This window comes from Oculatella sp. FACHB-28, assembly GCF_014696015.1.
Lineage (GTDB): Bacteria > Cyanobacteriota > Cyanobacteriia > Elainellales > Elainellaceae > JAAUTN01.
This window is the reverse complement of record NZ_JACJPJ010000076.1, coordinates 21173-38813: the sequence shown is the minus strand read 5'-3', so window position 1 is coordinate 38813 and position 17641 is coordinate 21173. Positions and strand designations below refer to the sequence as shown.

At 48.7% G+C, this 17641-nt stretch carries 20 protein-coding genes and 1 pseudogene; 5 read left to right on the top strand and 16 right to left on the bottom strand.

The features are described from left to right. Window positions 1-322: 322 nt before the first annotated feature. Window positions 323-1570, top strand: coding sequence for a glycosyltransferase family 2 protein (locus H6F88_RS18265; protein WP_199333673.1), 1248 nt, complete (start codon window positions 323-325; stop codon window positions 1568-1570). A 140-nt stretch (window positions 1571-1710) separates the two neighbouring features. Here H6F88_RS18265 and H6F88_RS18260 read toward each other — a convergent pair whose 3' ends face one another. The 3 genes from H6F88_RS18260 to H6F88_RS18250 all read right to left on the bottom strand — a co-directional run bounded on the left by H6F88_RS18260 (window position 1711) and on the right by H6F88_RS18250 (window position 4401). Further along, window positions 1711-2166 (bottom strand): SRPBCC family protein, encoded by a 456-nt coding sequence (locus H6F88_RS18260; protein WP_190644181.1) that lies wholly within the window; start codon window positions 2164-2166, stop codon window positions 1711-1713. Window positions 2167-2272: 106 nt separating this feature from the next. Then, window positions 2273-3703, bottom strand: coding sequence for a 9,9'-di-cis-zeta-carotene desaturase (gene zds / locus H6F88_RS18255; RefSeq protein ID WP_190644184.1), 1431 nt, complete (start codon window positions 3701-3703; stop codon window positions 2273-2275). A gap of 47 nt (window positions 3704-3750) precedes the next feature. Further along, window positions 3751-4401, bottom strand: a complete 651-nt coding sequence (locus tag H6F88_RS18250) for a TetR/AcrR family transcriptional regulator (protein WP_190644180.1) — start codon at window positions 4399-4401, stop codon at window positions 3751-3753. 247 nt (window positions 4402-4648) lie between these two features. On the opposite strand from H6F88_RS18250, the gene H6F88_RS18245 reads away from it, so the two are divergent. Continuing rightward, window positions 4649-5062: a hypothetical protein gene (locus tag H6F88_RS18245; protein ID WP_190644179.1), complete on the top strand. Its 414-nt coding sequence runs from the start codon at window positions 4649-4651 to the stop codon at window positions 5060-5062. Here the strand turns inward: H6F88_RS18245 and hpxZ are convergent. The 7 genes from hpxZ to H6F88_RS18210 form a co-directional block, all read right to left on the bottom strand. After that, window positions 5048-5425 (bottom strand): oxalurate catabolism protein HpxZ, encoded by a 378-nt coding sequence (gene hpxZ, locus H6F88_RS18240; RefSeq protein ID WP_190644178.1) that lies wholly within the window; start codon window positions 5423-5425, stop codon window positions 5048-5050. The two genes, H6F88_RS18245 and hpxZ, sit on opposite strands and share 15 nt — an antisense overlap. A 108-nt stretch (window positions 5426-5533) precedes the next feature. Beyond that, a complete protein-coding gene (locus H6F88_RS18235) occupies window positions 5534-6514 on the bottom strand; it encodes an aldo/keto reductase (protein WP_190644177.1) in 981 nt (326 codons plus the stop codon). A 65-nt stretch (window positions 6515-6579) separates the two neighbouring features. Further along, on the bottom strand, window positions 6580-7419 hold the full coding sequence (locus tag H6F88_RS18230; RefSeq protein WP_190644176.1) for an SDR family NAD(P)-dependent oxidoreductase: 840 nt from the start codon (window positions 7417-7419) through the stop codon (window positions 6580-6582). 3 nt (window positions 7420-7422) lie between these two features. Continuing rightward, complete coding sequence (locus H6F88_RS18225) at window positions 7423-8127, bottom strand: class I SAM-dependent methyltransferase (protein WP_190644175.1); 705 nt, start codon at window positions 8125-8127, stop codon at window positions 7423-7425. A gap of 18 nt (window positions 8128-8145) precedes the next feature. After that, window positions 8146-8895 carry an SDR family NAD(P)-dependent oxidoreductase gene (locus H6F88_RS18220; RefSeq protein WP_190644174.1) on the bottom strand — a complete coding sequence of 250 codons (750 nt, stop codon included), beginning with the start codon at window positions 8893-8895 and terminating at the stop codon, window positions 8146-8148. A gap of 59 nt (window positions 8896-8954) precedes the next feature. After that, the gene (locus tag H6F88_RS18215; RefSeq protein ID WP_190644173.1) at window positions 8955-9380 is read right to left on the bottom strand and encodes a carboxymuconolactone decarboxylase family protein; all 426 of its coding nucleotides are present in this window, start codon (window positions 9378-9380) and stop codon (window positions 8955-8957) included. 189 nt (window positions 9381-9569) lie between these two features. Then, complete coding sequence (locus H6F88_RS18210) at window positions 9570-9950, bottom strand: MerR family transcriptional regulator (protein ID WP_190644183.1); 381 nt, start codon at window positions 9948-9950, stop codon at window positions 9570-9572. A gap of 169 nt (window positions 9951-10119) precedes the next feature. Here H6F88_RS18210 and H6F88_RS18205 point away from each other — a divergent pair, with 169 nt between their 5' ends. After that, on the top strand, window positions 10120-10689 hold the full coding sequence (locus H6F88_RS18205; protein WP_190644182.1) for a Uma2 family endonuclease: 570 nt from the start codon (window positions 10120-10122) through the stop codon (window positions 10687-10689). Between the two features lie 227 nt (window positions 10690-10916). Further along, window positions 10917-11030 (top strand): annotated as a pseudogene (locus H6F88_RS18200) (Uma2 family endonuclease); the annotation flags it as partial. A 106-nt stretch (window positions 11031-11136) separates the two neighbouring features. Here H6F88_RS18200 and H6F88_RS18195 read toward each other — a convergent pair. After that, window positions 11137-11394: a TIGR03643 family protein gene (locus H6F88_RS18195; RefSeq protein WP_190644172.1), complete on the bottom strand. Its 258-nt coding sequence runs from the start codon at window positions 11392-11394 to the stop codon at window positions 11137-11139. 229 nt (window positions 11395-11623) lie between these two features. Between H6F88_RS18195 and H6F88_RS18190 the strand changes: the two genes are divergently transcribed. Then, window positions 11624-11941, top strand: coding sequence for a hypothetical protein (locus H6F88_RS18190; protein WP_190644171.1), 318 nt, complete (start codon window positions 11624-11626; stop codon window positions 11939-11941). A gap of 89 nt (window positions 11942-12030) precedes the next feature. On the opposite strand, the gene H6F88_RS18185 is transcribed toward H6F88_RS18190, so the two are convergent. The 5 genes from H6F88_RS18185 to H6F88_RS18165 all read right to left on the bottom strand — a co-directional run bounded on the left by H6F88_RS18185 (window position 12031) and on the right by H6F88_RS18165 (window position 17632). Then, window positions 12031-12783 carry a pyridoxine 5'-phosphate synthase gene (locus tag H6F88_RS18185; protein ID WP_190644170.1) on the bottom strand — a complete coding sequence of 251 codons (753 nt, stop codon included), beginning with the start codon at window positions 12781-12783 and terminating at the stop codon, window positions 12031-12033. A 149-nt stretch (window positions 12784-12932) separates the two neighbouring features. After that, window positions 12933-13898 carry a lysylphosphatidylglycerol synthase transmembrane domain-containing protein gene (locus H6F88_RS18180; protein WP_190644169.1) on the bottom strand — a complete coding sequence of 322 codons (966 nt, stop codon included), beginning with the start codon at window positions 13896-13898 and terminating at the stop codon, window positions 12933-12935. A 140-nt stretch (window positions 13899-14038) separates the two neighbouring features. Then, window positions 14039-15604, bottom strand: a complete 1566-nt coding sequence (locus tag H6F88_RS18175; RefSeq protein WP_190644168.1) for a hypothetical protein — start codon at window positions 15602-15604, stop codon at window positions 14039-14041. Between the two features lie 71 nt (window positions 15605-15675). After that, window positions 15676-16641 (bottom strand): lysylphosphatidylglycerol synthase transmembrane domain-containing protein, encoded by a 966-nt coding sequence (locus H6F88_RS18170; RefSeq protein ID WP_190644167.1) that lies wholly within the window; start codon window positions 16639-16641, stop codon window positions 15676-15678. After that, window positions 16634-17632, bottom strand: coding sequence for a glycosyltransferase family 2 protein (locus H6F88_RS18165; RefSeq protein ID WP_190644166.1), 999 nt, complete (start codon window positions 17630-17632; stop codon window positions 16634-16636). The genes H6F88_RS18170 and H6F88_RS18165 overlap by 8 nt, the downstream gene beginning before the upstream one ends. Window positions 17633-17641: the final 9 nt, after the last annotated feature.

Here is a 17641-nt window from a genome sequence, read left to right as displayed (position 1 = left end):
TCATCGACATGACAGAACAGGGATTCTAGACTAAGCATGGGGCGGTTAGATGAGTTAAAAATTAGGTACTTTCAACTCTATCTATTTCGCCCCTCCTTATCCCGAACTCACGTTAATAGAAGGATCTTGCTTCACTGTGCTTTTAGTTACTGAGAGTGGTAGCGATGGTAGTGTAGGCGATCAGATTTGAAGAAGCGACACCTCAGATTTGTCTGAGGTGAAACAGCAGCAAATTCTAGACTCAGGCAGAGACCTCGTCAACTCGTATACAGATAAGCTAGAAGCTGGAACACCAAACTCCAGACGATGTTGAGGTAAGTTTTTGATCCTATTGATTGCGTCTGCTTTGGCTCTAATGGGAGCGCTAGCTTACTGGTCTAAGCTGCGCCACGCAATTCATGAAGCTCCTCAACTTCATAAGCGATTTAGAAGTAATGACAGAGAACTGGAGATTGTACAGAATGATCCTGTTCAGGCTGACCTACTTGCACAGCCTAAACAGACAGAGGGCACTGTCGTTTCTGTCATCGTTCCAGCTTACAACGAGGTTGAGAATATTCAGGACTGCCTCACCTCTATTTTAGACAGTACGGTACTCTCGGCTGAAGTTTTGGAGGTTTGGGCTGTAGATGACCAGTCTACAGATGAGACGTTGGCGATCGCCCACGCTCTTCAGCAGCAGCGCCACGATCCTCGGCTCAAGGTGCTAGCCGGACAGCCTAAACCGGAAGGGGAAGTGTGGGTAGGGAAGAATTGGGCTTGTACTCAAGCAGCTGAGCAAGCCAGCGGAGATTTTCTGCTGTTCCTAGATGCAGATGTTCGACTTAAGCCAGGAGCGATTGAAACTGCCATTCATGAAGCTCAACAAGAACAAATTGATCTGTTGAGCTGTGGTCCCGCAATCATTTGCGGTTGTTTAGCAGAATGGCTCGTACAACCGCTAATTATCAGCACGATTTTAGTTGGATTTAACTTTCAAGCGGTCAATGATCCCCAAACTGAGACAGCTTTTGCAGCTGGTCCATTCATGTTTTTTCGGCGTTCCGCTTACGAGAAAATCGGTGGGCATCGAGCTGTTGCGGGTGAGGTAGTCGAAGATGTAGAGCTATCGCGGCGAGTCAAATCAAGCGGACTGAAACTGCGCTATCTGCTGGGATCAGAGCTTGCTGCTGTACGGATGTATCGCTCTTGGAATGCGCTGTGGGAAGGCTGGACGAAAAATCTGTATGCGGGTTCTGGGCGTAATTTGGGCGCAATGCTTTCCTTTATTGGACTAATTCTATTGGTCTGCACGGTGCCTTGGACAGTGCTATTGGTTGCGCTGGTGAAGTTTCTTTGGGTAGGTTTGAGTATTAGGGAAGGACTGGCGATCGCCCTCTCTGTCATCACAATCAGTTTGCAGTACGACGTGCGACGGCGCAGTGCGACGGTTTCTCAAATTCCGCCACGTTACTGGTGGTTGACTGGGGTGGGAGGAGCGCTGGTGGGGGCGATCGCCCTCGGCTCTATCATCAAAACTGAAACAGGATGGGGATGGACTTGGCGAGGCAGGTCTCTGAAGCAAATTTAGGAGATCGGACCTAAATTCAACTCCTCATTCATAGGTAAACGCAATTCGGCGATCGGATTCAATGCCTTGAGCCCTTCTTGAATCGCCCTCAGCACGTCCACGTCTGGAATTTTGTAGATTTTCGGCAGAAGCTTTAGTTCCTAAACCTGTTCTTTTTGAGCTTGGGCATTTAGCGCATATTCCTTAAAACGCTCTAAATCTGCCTGAATAGTAGACTCGACAACGCGTCCCAAAAAGAGGTTGTCCATCAGTCGCCCTAGCCAACCCGGAATTGCGTAGGCGACGGTTAGCTTCACGATGCTGCTGTCGCCCCGGTCATAAAAGCGGATTGCGCCTCGGTTGGGCAAGCCATCAACTGATTCCCACTCGATGATCTGGTGGGGTATGACTTTGAGAATTCGCGAAAGCCAGCTAAATTCCAAACCACCTGTGGCGAGTTTCCAGCGTGACAATTCGGGATTATCATCCAGTACTTTGACGGAATCGATCCATTTCATCCAGCGGGGCATTTGCTCCAGGTCAGACCAGAGACTCCACACCAATTCCATCGGTGTTTCTACTTCAACCTGGACGCTGTGTTCTAACCATTCAGGCATAGGGGGGAGGGAATGAAGGATGGGGGATGAAGGATGAAAGGCAACTGAAGATTCGGAACTAGAAGCTGTCGGCAGCGGGAAATTTTCAGTTCGGCACTTTCAAATTTTATGGTTCCAGAATTGCTTTTGCGGCTTGCCGACCTGAAATCGTTGCCCCTTCCATGCTATCGATGTAGTCTTGCTGGGTGTAACTGCCCGCAAGGAAGAAGTTAGAGATGGGAGTTTTTTGGGCTGGGCGATAAGGGTCCATACCGGGTGCTTCGCGGTAGAGCGATTGGGCTAGCTTGACGACACTATACCAGGTCATGTTTAGCTCGCGGGAGGAGGGGAAGAGGTCATGCACCTGTTTGAGGACGTGTTGGGCGATCGCTTCATTATTCTGCTTGATGAAGGGGTCACCCGGAGTTAATACCACCTGCAACAAGGAACCCTGACCTTCGCGGTAGTAATCTCCGGGGCTGGTTAGTGCCATATCTGCAAAGCAGGAAAAATCTGCGTCCGGCGTGTACAGCAAGTTGTCCACCCCAGCGGCATGGTCAAGCTGCTTGCGTTCAGCGTCGTTGTGCAGTTCTGTCACCCAGCCGTCGAAGCGAAGCTGCACTGTCGCGACTGGCACAGCATCTAATTTATAAATGTTGTCAAACTCAGACCACTGTCGCCACTCAGAAGGCAAAAGCCGTTGAATCCCAGGTACATCACAGGCGCAGACATATTTGTCGGCGGTGATTGTTTCCTGTTCTTCTCCTTTGGCAATAACCAAACCAGTCACTCGCGTCTGTGCGCCTTCTCCTTCAAATAAAATCTGTCGTACACTTCGGCGGGTATGAATTTTGGTGCCTCGTGCTTCTAAATAGTCAATGATGGGCTTGTGCAAATATTCGTAGGGTGACCCTTCCAGCATTCGCAAGATTGAGGCTTCCGTCTTGGCAGCAAAGAACTGGAAGATGGTCAGCATACAGCGGGCGGAAATGTTTTCGGTGTCGATGAAGCCCAACGCATAGGCGATCGGATTCCACAGGCGCTTGAGACTGCCATTGGAGCCACCGTGACTACGAAACCAGTCGGCAAAGCTGATTCTATCGAGGTCACGAATGGTTTTCATTGCGCCGTCAAAGTCGATTAAGCCGCGCACGAGGGGACTGGTGCCAAGGGCGATCGCATTCTGAGCCTTGTCTTGAAGCGAAAGCTGGGAGGTCGTGAAAAATGCTTTTAACCCGTTGAACGGTGCCCCGGTGATGAAGCGAAAGTCTAACGCTCCGGTTTGCCCGCCCCGGTTTACAAAGGTATGGGTGTGTTCCTTGAGGCGTAAGTTGGCGATCGCCCCTACCTTTTCCATCAGCGCAAACAGGTTGTAATAGCAGCCAAAGAAGACATGCAGCCCCATTTCAATATGGTTGCCGTCTGAGTCCACCCAGCTTCCGACTTTGCCGCCAACAAAGGGGCGTGATTCAAAAATTTCTACCTCATGCCCGGCATCTACTAAATCAACGGCAGTCGCCATGCCTGCCAGACCTGCTCCAACGATCGCAACTCGCATTCTGTTCATCTTTAAGATTCCTTTACATAGTGTAGTGGAAATGGGGATTAGGGATTAGGAGGCGGGTCAGGAAAGAGGGGGTGCAGGTAGCGGGTTAGTAGGGTTTTGGTTTCGGACATGACTTGTTGGCGAAAGGCTTCGGTTTGGGTGAGGGAGAGAATTTGAAGTGACCCAGCAGTTTCGACGCTAATCAAGGCTACTAGTCTGATCTGTTCGGGGGAAAGGGTAGATTGCCTTGCAGCCAGAAACTTCTCTAGGTGTAGGGCAATTTCGGAGTCGAGCCGTTTGTCTAACTTCTGCAAGTCTGGTGATAGGCGCGTTTGAGCGAATACGACCTGATACCCTGGCTGAGTAATGTAAAACTGCTCGAAATCGTCAACTGCCTGATTAATTACTTGAGTTAAGGGCAAATGCGACAGAGCGGGAGCAAACGCTTCTGCTAAAACTTCTCGTAGCTGCTCAGCGTAGGATTCGGCTAGGGCGTAGAGAATGGCGGACTTGTCTGGGAAGAAGCGGTAAAGGGAGCCGATTGAGGTGCTAGCTCGGGTGGCGATCGCCTCCGTAGAGGCTTTCTCATAGCCCACTTCGGCAAAGACCTGCGCCGCTGCTTCTAAAATACGGTTAAACCGTTCCTGACTCCGAGTTTGCTGAGGTAAATGGCGCAAGGATTCGGAGCCAGGTGACGGCGGAGTGGTCATGCCAAAATTTTGTGCTCATAAAAATCGTGAGGATTTTTCACGTTCTCAGCATATCACAAACATGAGAAATCCTCACGATCTAATTCTCGCTCCTCTAGTTCTCAGCCAATCCCTTTACGGGTAAGCCTAAGAACTAGGGGAACGGTATTTCTACACGAAAAATTTATTCTGAAAGCTACCCAGGTTCAATTTTAATAAGCCAAACTAGGGGCGATCTATACCTATATTTTGGTGCTCACTTGTCACTATGAAGAAAAGCCAACCTGCACGTTACAGCACACCCGATCGCCAAGCTGCAACTCGCTCTCGGCAAAATATTACTGCGTTTGCTTATCTTGCCGGTGTATTTGTAGTGGGCGTAGTTGTGATTTTATTTGTTCAAGGGCGATTGGTAATTGGGGGCGTGCCCTCGGGCATCATTATGGAATTTTTACAGGATGACCTTGCTCGTTCGGCTTACTTCAGCGGCAACAGCACAGCACTCCACGATCGCCTGGATGAGATAGGCATCGAGGAAGCAATGAAAGATTATTACCGTCCCCAAATTTCCGATGAGGTGGTACTAGATCAACATATCCACCAAATTTTGTATGACCGCACGGGCTATGTCGGTGAAGACTATCAGGTCAATGGCGGAGTTTTGGTGTTAAAGGACGATTAGAGACACGTGGGCGCTAACCACACGCCAGCCCTCAGGAGTTCTGAGCCAGGTTTGGCTTTGTCGCCCAATTTTGTCGGAGCCTTGCCGTTGAAATTCAGTGTTTGCAGTTGCAAAGTCTTGTCCGTATGTGGTGATCACCGTGTTTTTTAAGGTGCGACTAAGATTAGCATCAGGGCGATTAGCGCGGAAGGTGGCGATCGCCTCATAACCATACAAATTCTCAGTTACACCATAGCGAATAGTGTGAGCGCTATTCCAAAACAACTCATCTAATACAGCTACATTATTGCTAACAAGAGCAGCTTCATAGCGTTGAAAGGCTGCCGTCACTTCTGCAACCACTTCAGAAAGATTGATTTGCATGAATCCTTAAGGGTGAAAGTGATGACTAAAATATCATCATTCCTGTTTATAGATAGAACTGTGTGAACCGATTTTGATTAGTCAGAATCGATTCACACAGGAAGTGTTCTAACGATGCACAGTGCTCATGTCAGAGTAGCGATCGCCCGCTGCCACACCTTTTGGCGCAACTGCATCTATTCGCTTTAAATCATCAGCAGTGAGTGTAATCTCTATAGCTCCGGCATTCTCTTCCAGATATTGCCGCCGTTTTGTGCCCGGAATGGGAACAATATCATCGCCTTGCGCCAGCAGCCATGCCAGGGCAAGTTGGCTGGGGGTGACACCTTTTTCCTGAGCGATCGCCTTCACCTGCTCCACCACTTGCAGATTTTTCTGAAAATTCTCGCCTTGAAAGCGAGGTGCTTGTCTGCGGTAATCATCTTCTGCCAGATCTTCAAGACGAGTGATTTGCCCTGAGAGAAAACCGCGACCGAGCGGGCTGTAGGGCACAAAGCCGATACCTAACTCACGAATGGTTGGTAAGATCTCATCTTCAGGGTCACGGCTCCAAAGTGAGTATTCAGTTTGCAATGCGCTGATCGGATGCACTGTTTGAGCACGTCGAATTGTAGCTGGAGCGGCTTCAGAGAGTCCCAAATATCTCACTTTGCCTTGCTGCACCAGTTCTGCCATTGCGCCAACCGTATCTTCGATGGGAACCGTTGAGTCAACCCGGTGCTGATAATAAAGGTCAATCACATCTACGCCCAGTCGCTTTAATGAAGCATCACACGCCTGACGCACATACTCTGGCTTGCCGCTAATGCCTCCCCAACCACCGTCTTCAGTGCGAACATTACCAAACTTGGTTGCGAGGATAACCTGATCGCGACGGTCTTGAATAGCTCTACCCACAAGCTTTTCATTGGTGAACGGGCCATACATATCGGCAGTGTCAATGAAAGTGACACCCAGTTCAATCGCACGGTGAAGAGTGGCGATCGCTTCCTCTTCGTCGCGTCCGCTATAAAACTCTGACATGCCCATGCAGCCGAGTCCGAGTTCTGAAACAGTGAGTCCTTGATTACCTAATTTGCGAGTTTTCATTGTTATGTTCCTATTATTTTCCTAATCGTTATGTTCCTAACTGACTCAACAACTGACTCAGTTAATTAGTGCAGTACCGCTAGTCCAGTTAACGTTTCACTCAGTTGCCAAAGTTTAGTTTGAGCTTCGCAATCATAGGCTTGAGCGATCGCTTGCTCCATATCTTTCTGGTCAAAATATTTGCCTGTCATGCCTTCCAATTCTGATGCAGTCGCAACGTAGACCACAGCATCTGCACCTGACTGTACGGTGCCCCAAGCTGAGTCAAACATCTCACGCACCATTTTGGTATCGAGACGTGATCCGGGATGTAGGCTATTGACTGTAACTTGTTCAGGCTTAAGCTGTTCAGCTAGATCAACAGTAAACATGATGAGTGCAAGTTTGCTCTGACAATAGGCTCGCATCGGGTCATACTGTCGCACCATCATGACATCATCAAAGTTGATAGGGCTTTGCCCTACAGAGGCAACATTGACAATTCGAGCAGGTGTTGTGCGGCGTAAACTGGGCAACAGCAAATGAGTGAGCAGGAAAGGGGCAAGATAATTCACTGCAAAGCGCAACTCATGACCATCCTGGCTTAATTCACGAGTGATATCTGTGCGTTTACCTGCACCTATTCCAGCGTTGTTGATGAGAACATCTAGCTGCTCATGATCAGACTGTACTGCTTCTGATAGCTGTCTCACTTCGGCAAGGGAGGACAAATCTGCCACGTAATATTTCAGTTTGTTGTTTCCTGTTGCCGACTGAATCTCATGAAGTACAGATTCTGCCCGTTCTTGGTTGCGCCCGTGAAGCAGAACAGTTGCACCCATTTGGGCTAAATCATGAGCGGTTTGTTTACCAATGCCATCCGTTGCTCCAGTAATCAGAATTGTTTGATCGGCGATCGCCTTCATCTCTCATCCTCTTCTACAAATGTATTCGGCATATTCAGGCGTTAGGTAGTTCGCTGTTTCAATGGTGAATCCAGCATCAGTCAACATACGTTCAAGAATCCAGCCAAAAGTGGTGTATTCTTCACGAACGTGAGTGGCAAAATCTTGAGCAGTCCAACCTTTACCCGGAGGCTTTGCAACACCTTGAATCCAAGCATCAATGCGGGTTTGATATTCCGCTGGATGAAATGAAAACACAGTATCCCACAGGTAAAAGATGCCATTCTGTTTGAGCATGTTAGCCATGCGGAGAAATGCCACCATCTTCCAAAAGTCTGGCAAGTGGTGCAGAGCGGCTTGGGTGACGATGACCTCTACTGGAGCAACGTGTTCGTAAGTTAAAAACCCACCATGATGAAATTCGATGCGGCTTGAAACGTTTGCCAATTGTGCTTTTTGGCGAGCGAAGGTGAGCATTGAATGAGAAACATCAATTGCATAAACGTGGGCACCTGCGATCGCCGCTTGAATTGCAAAAGTCCCCGTTCCACAACCAAAGTCAATTACGGTTTGCCCTGCTGAAATGCCCAACTGCGTGACTAACTGTTGTTCCTCCTCCACACTCGAAGAAGTTTGATTGCGGTCATAGGTTGCAACTTGAGTCATATCCTCAAAGTCAGTACCGACCTGCTGTATGTCGTTGTAATACCAGGCGGGATAGTCTGTCATAGGAATTTATTGAGCGAATTAACGTTCTTGCTCTGTAGGACGAATCAAGATCTCGTTCACATTAACGTGGGATGGTTGCGTTACGGCATAGGCGATCGCCGCTGCAATATCCTCGCTTTCCAGGGTTCTCACTGAACCGTAAAACTGGCGTGCCCGCTCCTTTGCACTCGGATCAGTAATATGTTGCGGTAGTTCCGTTGCCACCAGTCCAGGTTCAATGAGCGTGACCCGAATATTGTTCTGATAAACTTCCTTTCGCAATGATTCTGAAAATGCTCCAACCGCCCATTTGGTAGCGTTATAGACACCCGTTCCGGCATTGGCAAATCGACCTGCTACGGATGAGATATTCACAATATGTCCTGCCTCCTGCGCTTTCATGATTGGCAGAACAGCATGAGTGGCATACATCAACCCCAGCACATTAATGTTGATCATACGTCGCCAGTCTTCGGTGTTTGCCCCATCAATCATGCCTAGCAGCATTACCCCTGCATTGTTAACGAGGATATCAACCCTGCCATATTCGGCATGAGTTTTTTGCACCATTGCTTTCACCTGTGCTTCGTCTGATACATCTGCGGTGATGGATAAAACTTCTCCACCCTGGTCAAGAATACGCTTCGCTAAAGCTTCCAGGCGATCGCTTCGTCGGGCAGCGATCGCCACCGTTGCTCCCACATCGGCTAATGCCAGTGCCGTTGCCTCACCAATTCCCGAAGAAGCACCAGTCACGATCGCAACTTTACCCGCTAGTTTGTCGGACATCTATTTCTCCTAATGGCTCTATTAATGAATGGGTAACCAAGTTAATGGCTTGTGGACAGCTAGTTGTGAGGTTCCTCTTTATCCCGTTCAGCAAATACTTCTCCCGCTGCAGCAATCCCATTTAGAGCAGCAGGAAATCCGGCGTACACTGCCATTTGCATCAGCACTTCAATCACTTCTTCGCGGCTGCATCCTACATTCAAAGCGCCATGAATGTGAACTTTGAGTTGAGGATGGGCATTGCCTAGCGCAGCCAGAGCAGCGATCGTAGCAATTTCTCTGGACTTCAAATCTAATCCCGGACGGGAGTAAATGTCTCCAAACGGAAACTCAATAATGTAACGCCCTAGATCGGGAGCAATCTGCTGCAAGCTTTCAATCACGCGATCGCCCGCAGCCCCGTCTATCTCTTTAAGCTTACTTAAACCTTGCTCAAATCGACTGGCTTCTAATAACGGTTGAGACAAGTGCTGAAAAGACACCATAGCTAGATACTCCAATGAAATGTTCACCCTTCCACAAGAACCTTGAAACCTGTGCTTTATCTCTTTATTTCCTTACAACCTTTACGTTAACGTCATACTTTGAATACAAAACAAACGTTGAAAAAATTGATAGGTAAAAGTTCAGTGAAAAGACTTCTCTACGTCAAGTTAGACTAACAGGTGAAAGATCTACTGACTCTCGCTATGCTCATCGATCCATTTTTGGATACGAGTGATGTTGGTCTGTAGCTCAGAGCGAAAACGGGTCAAGCCTTCTATCTTTTCATCCGTTTCCCGCAGATGGGCATTGAGAATTTCCACAATCTTGCGTTTGCCGCTCAGCCGAGTAGGGTCTTCAAAGTAAAGTGGAATCACTGTACCGATTTCTTCCAGGCTCAGCCCCAAACCCTTGAGGTTGTGAATCGTTTGCAGTCGAGATAGCTCAGCTTCGGTGTAATATCGAAACCCCGTCCCTTCGCGCTCACTTGGCCCAAGTAACCCCAGGCTTTCGTAATAGCGAATCGTGCGAGGCGTAACGCCAGCCCGTTCTGCAAGTTCTCCTATCCGCATCTTTTCGTTCACGATTTACTTGTATCACAACTTTGACGTTAACGTCAACTTACTGACAGGATTAGATTCTACGGAAGCTGCGATCGCTCAAGCACCCAACCCAAGCTAATTTTGTGTCTTAGCATTGCTAGGATAATCAACATACCTGCTCCCAGGAGGCATGGCTACGATGACCATTGCATCCCAAAAAATGACGCTTGAGGAATACCTCAATTATGACGATGGTACAGACACTCAGTATGAGCTGGAGGATGGGGAACTAGTTGTAATGCCGCCAGAGAGCGATTTGAATCGACGAATTGCATCCTTGTTATTTGCTTTTTTCCTACAACAAAACATTCCGCCCTATCGGTTAAGGATTGGAACTGAAATTGTAGTTAGCGGTTCAAGAGCAACAACACGTTTCCCCGATTTGATGGTGCTGTCAGAAGAGTTAGCAGCAGCATTGGAAGGAGCCCGTCGGTCGACTGTAATGCCCGATATGCCTCCCCCGATGTTAGTCGTCGAGGTAGTGAGTCCAGGACAGGGAAATCGAGACTATCGCTACAAGCGATCGGAGTATGCAGCACGAGGTATTTCAGAATATTGGATTGTTGACCCAGCGCAGCAACGAGTCACAATTTTGGAATGGGTAGAAGGGCTGTACGAAGAGAAGGTGTATGAAGGAAATGTTCCGATCGCCTCTCCTCTTTTGGGAACATTGGAACTCACTGCTGCACAGGTTCTTCAAGGACGTTAAATTTGCGATTGCGATCGCTCCGCTTCATTTGGGAATACTGAATGTGTTAAGGCATAGTAAATCTCCTAATAGTGTAGAGAACTCGGCACGTCCGGGTTTTTCATTGAAATGTAAGCTCGGTTAATCGCAACATTTAACTGCAGGTGAAGGATTACTGCCAGTCTGATTGTTTCGACTTCCCGCTCCTTAGAATAAGAAAAACCCCTTTGTATAGGGAGGAAGCTGGGATGAGTGTAGCGATCGCCAAATGGACCCTAGATGAGTACCACCGCATGATTGAGGTCGGACTTCTGGAGCACCGACAGGTAGAGTTATTAAACGGAGAAATCGTTGAAATGTCGATTATCAGTCGGAACGTGTGTTAACGGCTGGAACAATTAACCCGTTAGCGTTTCTAGAAGTTGAAATTTCAGTCCAGCAGTTGTTAGAGGGATGACCTTTTTGGTATCAGGATCCCTTTTGGTTTTGCGATCGCAACCGTCCCACCAGAAAGTCCCGTTCCTTCAAATGTTTGGTTTTGCGACCACTCACTCGCTTACGCCACATCCTGAAACTTGACGCTTTCATCTTTTGCCGCATCAGTGCAATCACTTCTTTTTCTGATAGCCCAAACTGGTATTCGATCGCCTCAAATGGGGTACGGTCTTCCCATGCCATCTCAATAATGCGATCAATCGTTTCAGAATCAAGACTGGGAAAATCCATATCAGTATCAACAGATGTTTGTATCTCTAGATTTAGCCTAACGCGGTTTAGATGGCGATCGCATTTACACTTTGTCTACTAAACAATCAAAAACCACCCCAATTCTTACAAAGCAATTTTTTGATTTTAGGTATAGAATTTTACTTCACGCTGAAAAATCCGTAATTCCTCGCATAGCAAACCGGATCCATTAAAAGTAGAACTGAACAAGGTTTAGAAGGACATTTTCATGAAAAAGCTACTTTTAATTGGCGGCATTGCTCTGTATAGTTTAACTCTCAGTCTACCTGTAATGGCTCAAGATGTAGAAGTGTATGAGCATGAAGACGGAAGCGTAACAGCTGTAGATAGTGACGGTAACGCAGCTCATGTTGATGCAGAGGGTAGCACCACTGCTGTAGATGGCGAGGGGAATGTGGTTCACGAAGACGTAGACGGTAGCACCACTGTAATTGACAGCGAAGGTAACGCTGTCTATGTAGATGAAGAAGGCAACGCCGTTTACATGGACGAAGAAGGCAACTCGACAGTCTTTGTAGAAGAGTAATACCGTTTCTGCAAAAACAAGTTAAAGAAGGAAGGGCACCCCGCTTCATGGAGTGCCCTTCCTTCTTTAGCTCTAATTTTTCTTTAGCTCTAATTCTTAGAAGTGGTGTGAGACAAAATCTCTAAATAGGCTTTCACGGTATCCGATAACCCCATCTCTAAAGCCTCTGCCATCAGCGCATGACCAATTGATACTTCTAACACATTGGGCACAAGTTCACAGAACTTGCCCAGATTCTCTAGGTTCAAATCATGCCCTGCATTAATGCCCAACCCAGCTTCTAGAGCGGCTTTGGCTGCATCGATGTATTTGGGCAGGATTGCATCTGCTTGCCCCTCTCGAAAAGCAGTGGCATACGGTTCGGTGTACAGTTCAACCCGATCAGCCCCAATTTTTTTAGCTTGCGCCATGGGTGCAGGGTCAGCATCCATAAACAAGCTGACGCGAATGTTATTGTCTTTCAATTGCTGAATGATAGGAATGAGGCGATCGCTATCTCGCGTTAGATCCCAACCATGATCCGACGTTGCCTGATCGGGTGAATCGGGCACGAGCGTACACTGAGCTGGCTTAACGCGACAGACAATATCCATGAAGGGCAGTTCCAGCGGATTCCCTTCAATGTTGTATTCCGCCTGCGGATAGTGCTGGCTTAACAGTTCCGACAAATCATCCACATCCGAAGGACGAATATGGCGCTGGTCAGGACGGGGGTGCACCGTAACGCCATAGGCACCTGCATCCAACACAATTCTCGCCGCTTTCACAACGCTGGGAATGCCAATGTTTCGTGAGTTTCGCAGTAGGGCAACTCGATTTAGGTTAACACTGAGATCGGTCATGGATATCTGCAAAAGTATCTTTTTTCATCATCATAGTTTTTAACCTTACTCCAGCGTTATACCAATTCTCTTGAAGGCTGTATATTTTGGAGCGTATCTTGCAGACGTAGGGCACGCTCCGAAATATACGGCTTCATATAGCAACGGTATTAAGACGGTGGCTGAGGTTTTAGCAAGCTGATGTAGAGATATAATCCGAGGCCAATCAGGGTGACGCTACCAAATAGAAAAACTTGAAATGCGGTCGCTGCGGCAATTCCCTGGGCGGGTTCATAACCAAACAGGTCTAGCGTGAACGCATAGGCATACTGATAGGTACCAACGTAACCCGGAGCCGAGGGAATTAGCGTACTCAGGCTGGTTACACCCAGGATGGTTAGAATTTGCTGCCATGCTAGCGAAACCTGAACAGACCTCAAGATTGACCACAGCGCCAGCCCTTCTAATAGCCAAATCACTAGGGAAAGGCTGATTGCTTTGCTAAAGCTAGAGGTACGGCGAACGCTTAAACCTTTGCGAAAACTTTGAACGCGACTGGTGATAGCAGGTGGAAATCGGGTTAGCCATTTCACTCCATAGCCTCTGCCCAACAGCCAAAGCAAAAGGAAAATACTGCAAAAGGTCAGCATACCTGTAATAGACAGGGTGTTAAGCAGAACAGGCTGGTTGGGAATGAAGGCTCGGCCTAAAATCAGGCAGGAGACAACGACTAACCCATCTAGCACGCGCTCCAGGAGAATGGAGGCAGCGATCGCCGATCGAGAAACCCGATGTCGCCTTCCAACAAAATCCGCCCGAAAAATTTCGCCTAATCGAGCAGGCAAAAGGTTGTTAGCGGCATAGCCAATCAGCAAGGCTGTTCCCACCTTGCGAAAGGAAAATGCCTTAACGTCTTGAAGAAGAGTTTGCCAGCGAACTATTCTCACAACCATGCTAATGCTGTAGCAGCCTAAAGCCACCATCAGCCACCCCTCGTGTGACTGGGAAAGAATCCTGCTAACTTCGGTTAAACTCGTCTGACGGAGGGCTAGCCACAAGAAGAGCGCTCCAAACAGCAGCCCCAAAGTGCCCCGCACCCAGGTGCGCCAGTGTTTTTTGGTTGAGAAGGATTGCATTCTCACGCGAACCACAAAAATCCATTCTCAAAACCCTACCTTGCTGGGATGCAGGAAGTCTACTAATCACTCAGTTGATCTGATCAAACGTGAATTTAGTATGGCGCTGTCAAACTGACTTGATCAAGCATCTGGCTACTTCAAATAAAGACAAATTTGAGTGTCACCACAAGGGCAAATGCCAGGAGAACTCCCCACAGTAAAAATAGAAAAATAGAGAGGGGGTATACCACATCGTCTTCTGCCTGCTGGCTGTAGGTAAACGGCAGAAATGCAAGGTGATTTAGATGTTCGAGATACTGTTCCTTATCTGGATGCTGGGTAGTGCAAGCTTTAGAGAAGGAGCCATCCACTAAACAGACCAAGTTGCTGATTCGCTGAGCCAGACGAAATTCTAGACGAGAACCGGGCATTCCCACGTTTGTCTGATAAATCTCCAGATTCATGGGCATGGCAACTGAAGCCAGTTGAACCATGATGGCGATCGCCACCACAGTTTTCAGCAACCAGGCTTTCCAGGCTTTAGCTTGTCTCAGCGTTTGGATCAGAACTGCCACCAGCGGGATCAATAGCAAATGTACCGACGTGACGTGATATCTCGCAGCCCAGGCTGAGTCGCCGTGCCAGAAGACAAATCGGCTATAGGCTACCAGGTGCAAACCCAGATTCACAGTCACCGTCACCAAATACCATTGAATATAAGGAGTCAGCTTTTTCCAAAACACCACTGCCAAAATCAAACAGGGCAGCAGCAATGGGTCGTAGATAAAGATACTTTTTGACAGCGAAATCAGGGGACCGAGAATGCCGACATGCGGGTCGTTGATCAGCGGGTATCCATCAGGTAAATCGGGTAGTCCATTCCAGGCAGGGTCGGTTGTCAGTTGCTGTTGCTCAGTGCTCTTGCCCGTGGCAAACAGACTGCCATAGCGAAAGTAGTCCATGATTCGACCGAGCAGCACAAAGGGAATAAAGCCTGCAATCCATAGCCCTAAGCCCTGCACCACTTTGACCAAATCGCGCCTCCTGTACGCTAGTCCCCCCGCGAGGAATAAGGCGACCGTCAACCCGTGAATGATGCTGGTAATGCGGATGAGAACTGTGCCGCCCAGAGCCAAACCACTGAGAAAGGCAAGCAGAGGGCGATCGCGCAAAACATAAGACAGAGCCGCACCATACCCCAACGTCACCAGCAATAACACCTGATTGTTGTGCTGATGCACCTGAGCATAGTGCAACAGGGTAGTGCCTAGAAACCAGGCGATCGCAGCCAAACCTGCTGTGCGTTGCTTAAAGCCAAACAGTTTGATCAGCCAGTAGCAGGCAGCGACAGCAGCGACGTTCAAAGGTACAAAAATCAGGAAATTGACCGCCCAATCTCGCATCGTCTTCTGATCGGCGATGGGCAGCAAATGGTGTAACTGCGTTCCAACCCAGTCACCGGGCAACATCAGGATCGATTGCCCTTCCTCATAGGCGATATACCGCTTGCCATCAACTCCCATGACCCCAAACCGAATGTCACCCCGCACAATAGGCGTATCGTCTGGAGATACTTGAATTTCCTCCGTACCCGTCCACCAAGCATGAGCCATTTGAAGCCGCAGGTCGGTGTCCAAGGTGCCGAGGGTGCCGGAATTAATTACCGCTGTCCACAGCAAAGCGATCAAAAGAATGCTGCTAATTTTTTCTTTGAGAAATTTCATAAAAGAGTGCCCCACCTGAGAACTGTTCGTTCCTAATAGAGAAATGCCAAATAGGAATCTTGAAGCTCTAGCTAATTTCCATATCGTTTAACAGGCTTGTTCACTGACAGATAGGTGTAGATTCCCAGCCCCACTAATGTGACCAATCCAAACAAAAACACCTGAAAGGCGGTTGCCGCCGCAATTCCCTGAGCCGGATCGTAGCCAAACAGCCCCAGAGTAAAGGAATAGGAATATTGATAGGTGCCGACGAAACCAGGAGCCGAGGGAATCAGCGTGCTAAGACTCGTCACTCCAATCATCAAAAGCATCGCCTGCCATCCCAAGGAGACATTGACCGACTTCAGCACGCACCACAGCGTGATTCCTTCTAGCAGCCACACCAGGAGCGATAGCCGGACTGCTCGCCCAAAACTAGAGCCAGGTCGAACGCTTAACCCCTGACGGAAACTTTGAAGCCGAGTGGCGATCGCCGACGGCAAGGGCAACCGCCCCACTCCTTCACCGCGTCCCACCACCCAAATCACGGCAAAGATGCCGCCAAAGAGCAATCCACCTGCGATCGTCAGCGTATCTAGCAAGACTACCGATTTGGCAAACAGGACTCTTCCCAGCAGCATACATAGCACTACGACCAGCCCATCTAGCACGCGCTCAACCAGAATTGAGCCAGCGATCGCCGTTCGCGACAGTTGATAGCGTCGCCCTACAAAGTTGGCTCGAAAGATTTCTCCCAGCCGAGCCGGAAAGATATTGTTTGCTGCATACCCAACTAGAAGGGCAATTCCCACAGCGCCAAACGGTAGGACTTTTACCTCACGTAGGAGCGATCGCCACCGCATAATTCTCACGACCATATTCATCGCGTAGAAGGTCACGGCAGCGATTAGCCAGTTCCCATGCGACTGAGCAAAGACGGTTGCCACTTTTTCCAGGCTGGTTTGGCGAAATGCTAACCACAGAAAAACAGCTCCAAACAAGAGTCCTACGCCCCCCCGAATCCAGCTACGCCACTGTTGGACTTGTTGCTTAGCCATGATGAAACTGTTCCAAAATCTGTCTCGCCTGAATCAGCGGGTAAGCGAGATAAACCATCCGCTTAGCTTCGCGACGACCCCGTGCTACCGAGTCAAGAATTAACCCACAGGTCAGGCTCAGAAACGCCAGCAGCATAATCGAAGCCGCCAAAATCGCGGTCGGGAAGCGAGGCACCAGCCCGGTTTCCAGGAATGTTTTGACAATGGGAATAGCCAGGATTAAAGACAGGACTGCTAGTCCCAGAAAGATCAGCGTAAAAAATAGAAAGGGGCGGACCTCTTTAAACAACAGCAACGCCGTGCCCAAAATTCGCCACCCGTCTGTAAAGGTCTTAAGTTTGCTAGTCGAACCTGGAGGACGAGAGCCATAGCGAGTCGGCACTTCAGCAAACGGCATTTTCAGTTCCAGGGCATGAATTGTAAATTCTGTTTCAATCTCAAACCCATTCGACAGAGCCGGAAACGACTTAACGTAGCGTCTGGAAAAGACTCGATAGCCAGACAACATATCGGTAAACTTTGCCCCAAATAGCATTCGCACGAAAGAGGTCAAAAACAGATTGCCACCCCGGTGTCCGCGCCGGTAAGCCGCTACATCTTCAGGCGCAATCCGACGCGCCCCAACAACCATATCCAGGTTCTCGGTGAGCAATCGATCCACCAAATGCCTTATCGCTGCCGCCTCATAGGTATTGTCTCCGTCAGCAATCACGTAAATATCGGCATCAATATCCGCAAACATGCGGCGAACCACATTGCCCTTACCCGGCTGTGGCTCATAGCGGACAAAGGCTCCTGCTTTTGAGGCTTGCTCTGCCGTATCGTCGGTTGAACGATTGTCGTACACATAAACCTCAGATTCGGGCAGGGCTGCCTGAAATTCTGAAACGACGCGAGCAATGGTCAGGGTTTCGTTTCGACAGGGTAATAAAACAGCGATTCTGTAGCCTTTTAGCGAAGACGTTTGGGCTTCAGCAATTTGGTCTAGCATGGCTTTGAA

Excerpts from the sequence above, each read along its gene's own strand:
- H6F88_RS18205 (WP_190644182.1), top strand. The coding sequence starts at position 10,120 with ATGACCATTGCATCCCAAAAAATGACGCTTGAGGAATACCTCAATTAT.
- H6F88_RS18190 (WP_190644171.1), top strand. The coding sequence starts at position 11,624 with ATGAAAAAGCTACTTTTAATTGGCGGCATTGCTCTGTATAGTTTAACT.
- hpxZ (WP_190644178.1), bottom strand. The coding sequence starts at position 5,425 with ATGCAAATCAATCTTTCTGAAGTGGTTGCAGAAGTGACGGCAGCCTTT.
- H6F88_RS18210 (WP_190644183.1), bottom strand. The coding sequence starts at position 9,950 with ATGCGGATAGGAGAACTTGCAGAACGGGCTGGCGTTACGCCTCGCACG.
- zds (WP_190644184.1), bottom strand. The coding sequence starts at position 3,703 with ATGCGAGTTGCGATCGTTGGAGCAGGTCTGGCAGGCATGGCGACTGCC.
- H6F88_RS18175 (WP_190644168.1), bottom strand. The coding sequence starts at position 15,604 with ATGAAATTTCTCAAAGAAAAAATTAGCAGCATTCTTTTGATCGCTTTG.
- H6F88_RS18225 (WP_190644175.1), bottom strand. The coding sequence starts at position 8,127 with ATGACAGACTATCCCGCCTGGTATTACAACGACATACAGCAGGTCGGT.
- H6F88_RS18195 (WP_190644172.1), bottom strand. The coding sequence starts at position 11,394 with ATGGATTTTCCCAGTCTTGATTCTGAAACGATTGATCGCATTATTGAG.
- H6F88_RS18230 (WP_190644176.1), bottom strand. The coding sequence starts at position 7,419 with ATGAAGGCGATCGCCGATCAAACAATTCTGATTACTGGAGCAACGGAT.
- H6F88_RS18235 (WP_190644177.1), bottom strand. The coding sequence starts at position 6,514 with ATGAAAACTCGCAAATTAGGTAATCAAGGACTCACTGTTTCAGAACTC.
- H6F88_RS18260 (WP_190644181.1), bottom strand. The coding sequence starts at position 2,166 with ATGCCTGAATGGTTAGAACACAGCGTCCAGGTTGAAGTAGAAACACCG.
- H6F88_RS18185 (WP_190644170.1), bottom strand. The coding sequence starts at position 12,783 with ATGACCGATCTCAGTGTTAACCTAAATCGAGTTGCCCTACTGCGAAAC.
- H6F88_RS18180 (WP_190644169.1), bottom strand. The coding sequence starts at position 13,898 with ATGCAATCCTTCTCAACCAAAAAACACTGGCGCACCTGGGTGCGGGGC.
- H6F88_RS18170 (WP_190644167.1), bottom strand. The coding sequence starts at position 16,641 with ATGGCTAAGCAACAAGTCCAACAGTGGCGTAGCTGGATTCGGGGGGGC.
- H6F88_RS18250 (WP_190644180.1), bottom strand. The coding sequence starts at position 4,401 with ATGACCACTCCGCCGTCACCTGGCTCCGAATCCTTGCGCCATTTACCT.
- H6F88_RS18165 (WP_190644166.1), bottom strand. The coding sequence starts at position 17,632 with ATGCTAGACCAAATTGCTGAAGCCCAAACGTCTTCGCTAAAAGGCTAC.
- H6F88_RS18220 (WP_190644174.1), bottom strand. The coding sequence starts at position 8,895 with ATGTCCGACAAACTAGCGGGTAAAGTTGCGATCGTGACTGGTGCTTCT.
- H6F88_RS18215 (WP_190644173.1), bottom strand. The coding sequence starts at position 9,380 with ATGGTGTCTTTTCAGCACTTGTCTCAACCGTTATTAGAAGCCAGTCGA.
- H6F88_RS18245 (WP_190644179.1), top strand. The coding sequence starts at position 4,649 with ATGAAGAAAAGCCAACCTGCACGTTACAGCACACCCGATCGCCAAGCT.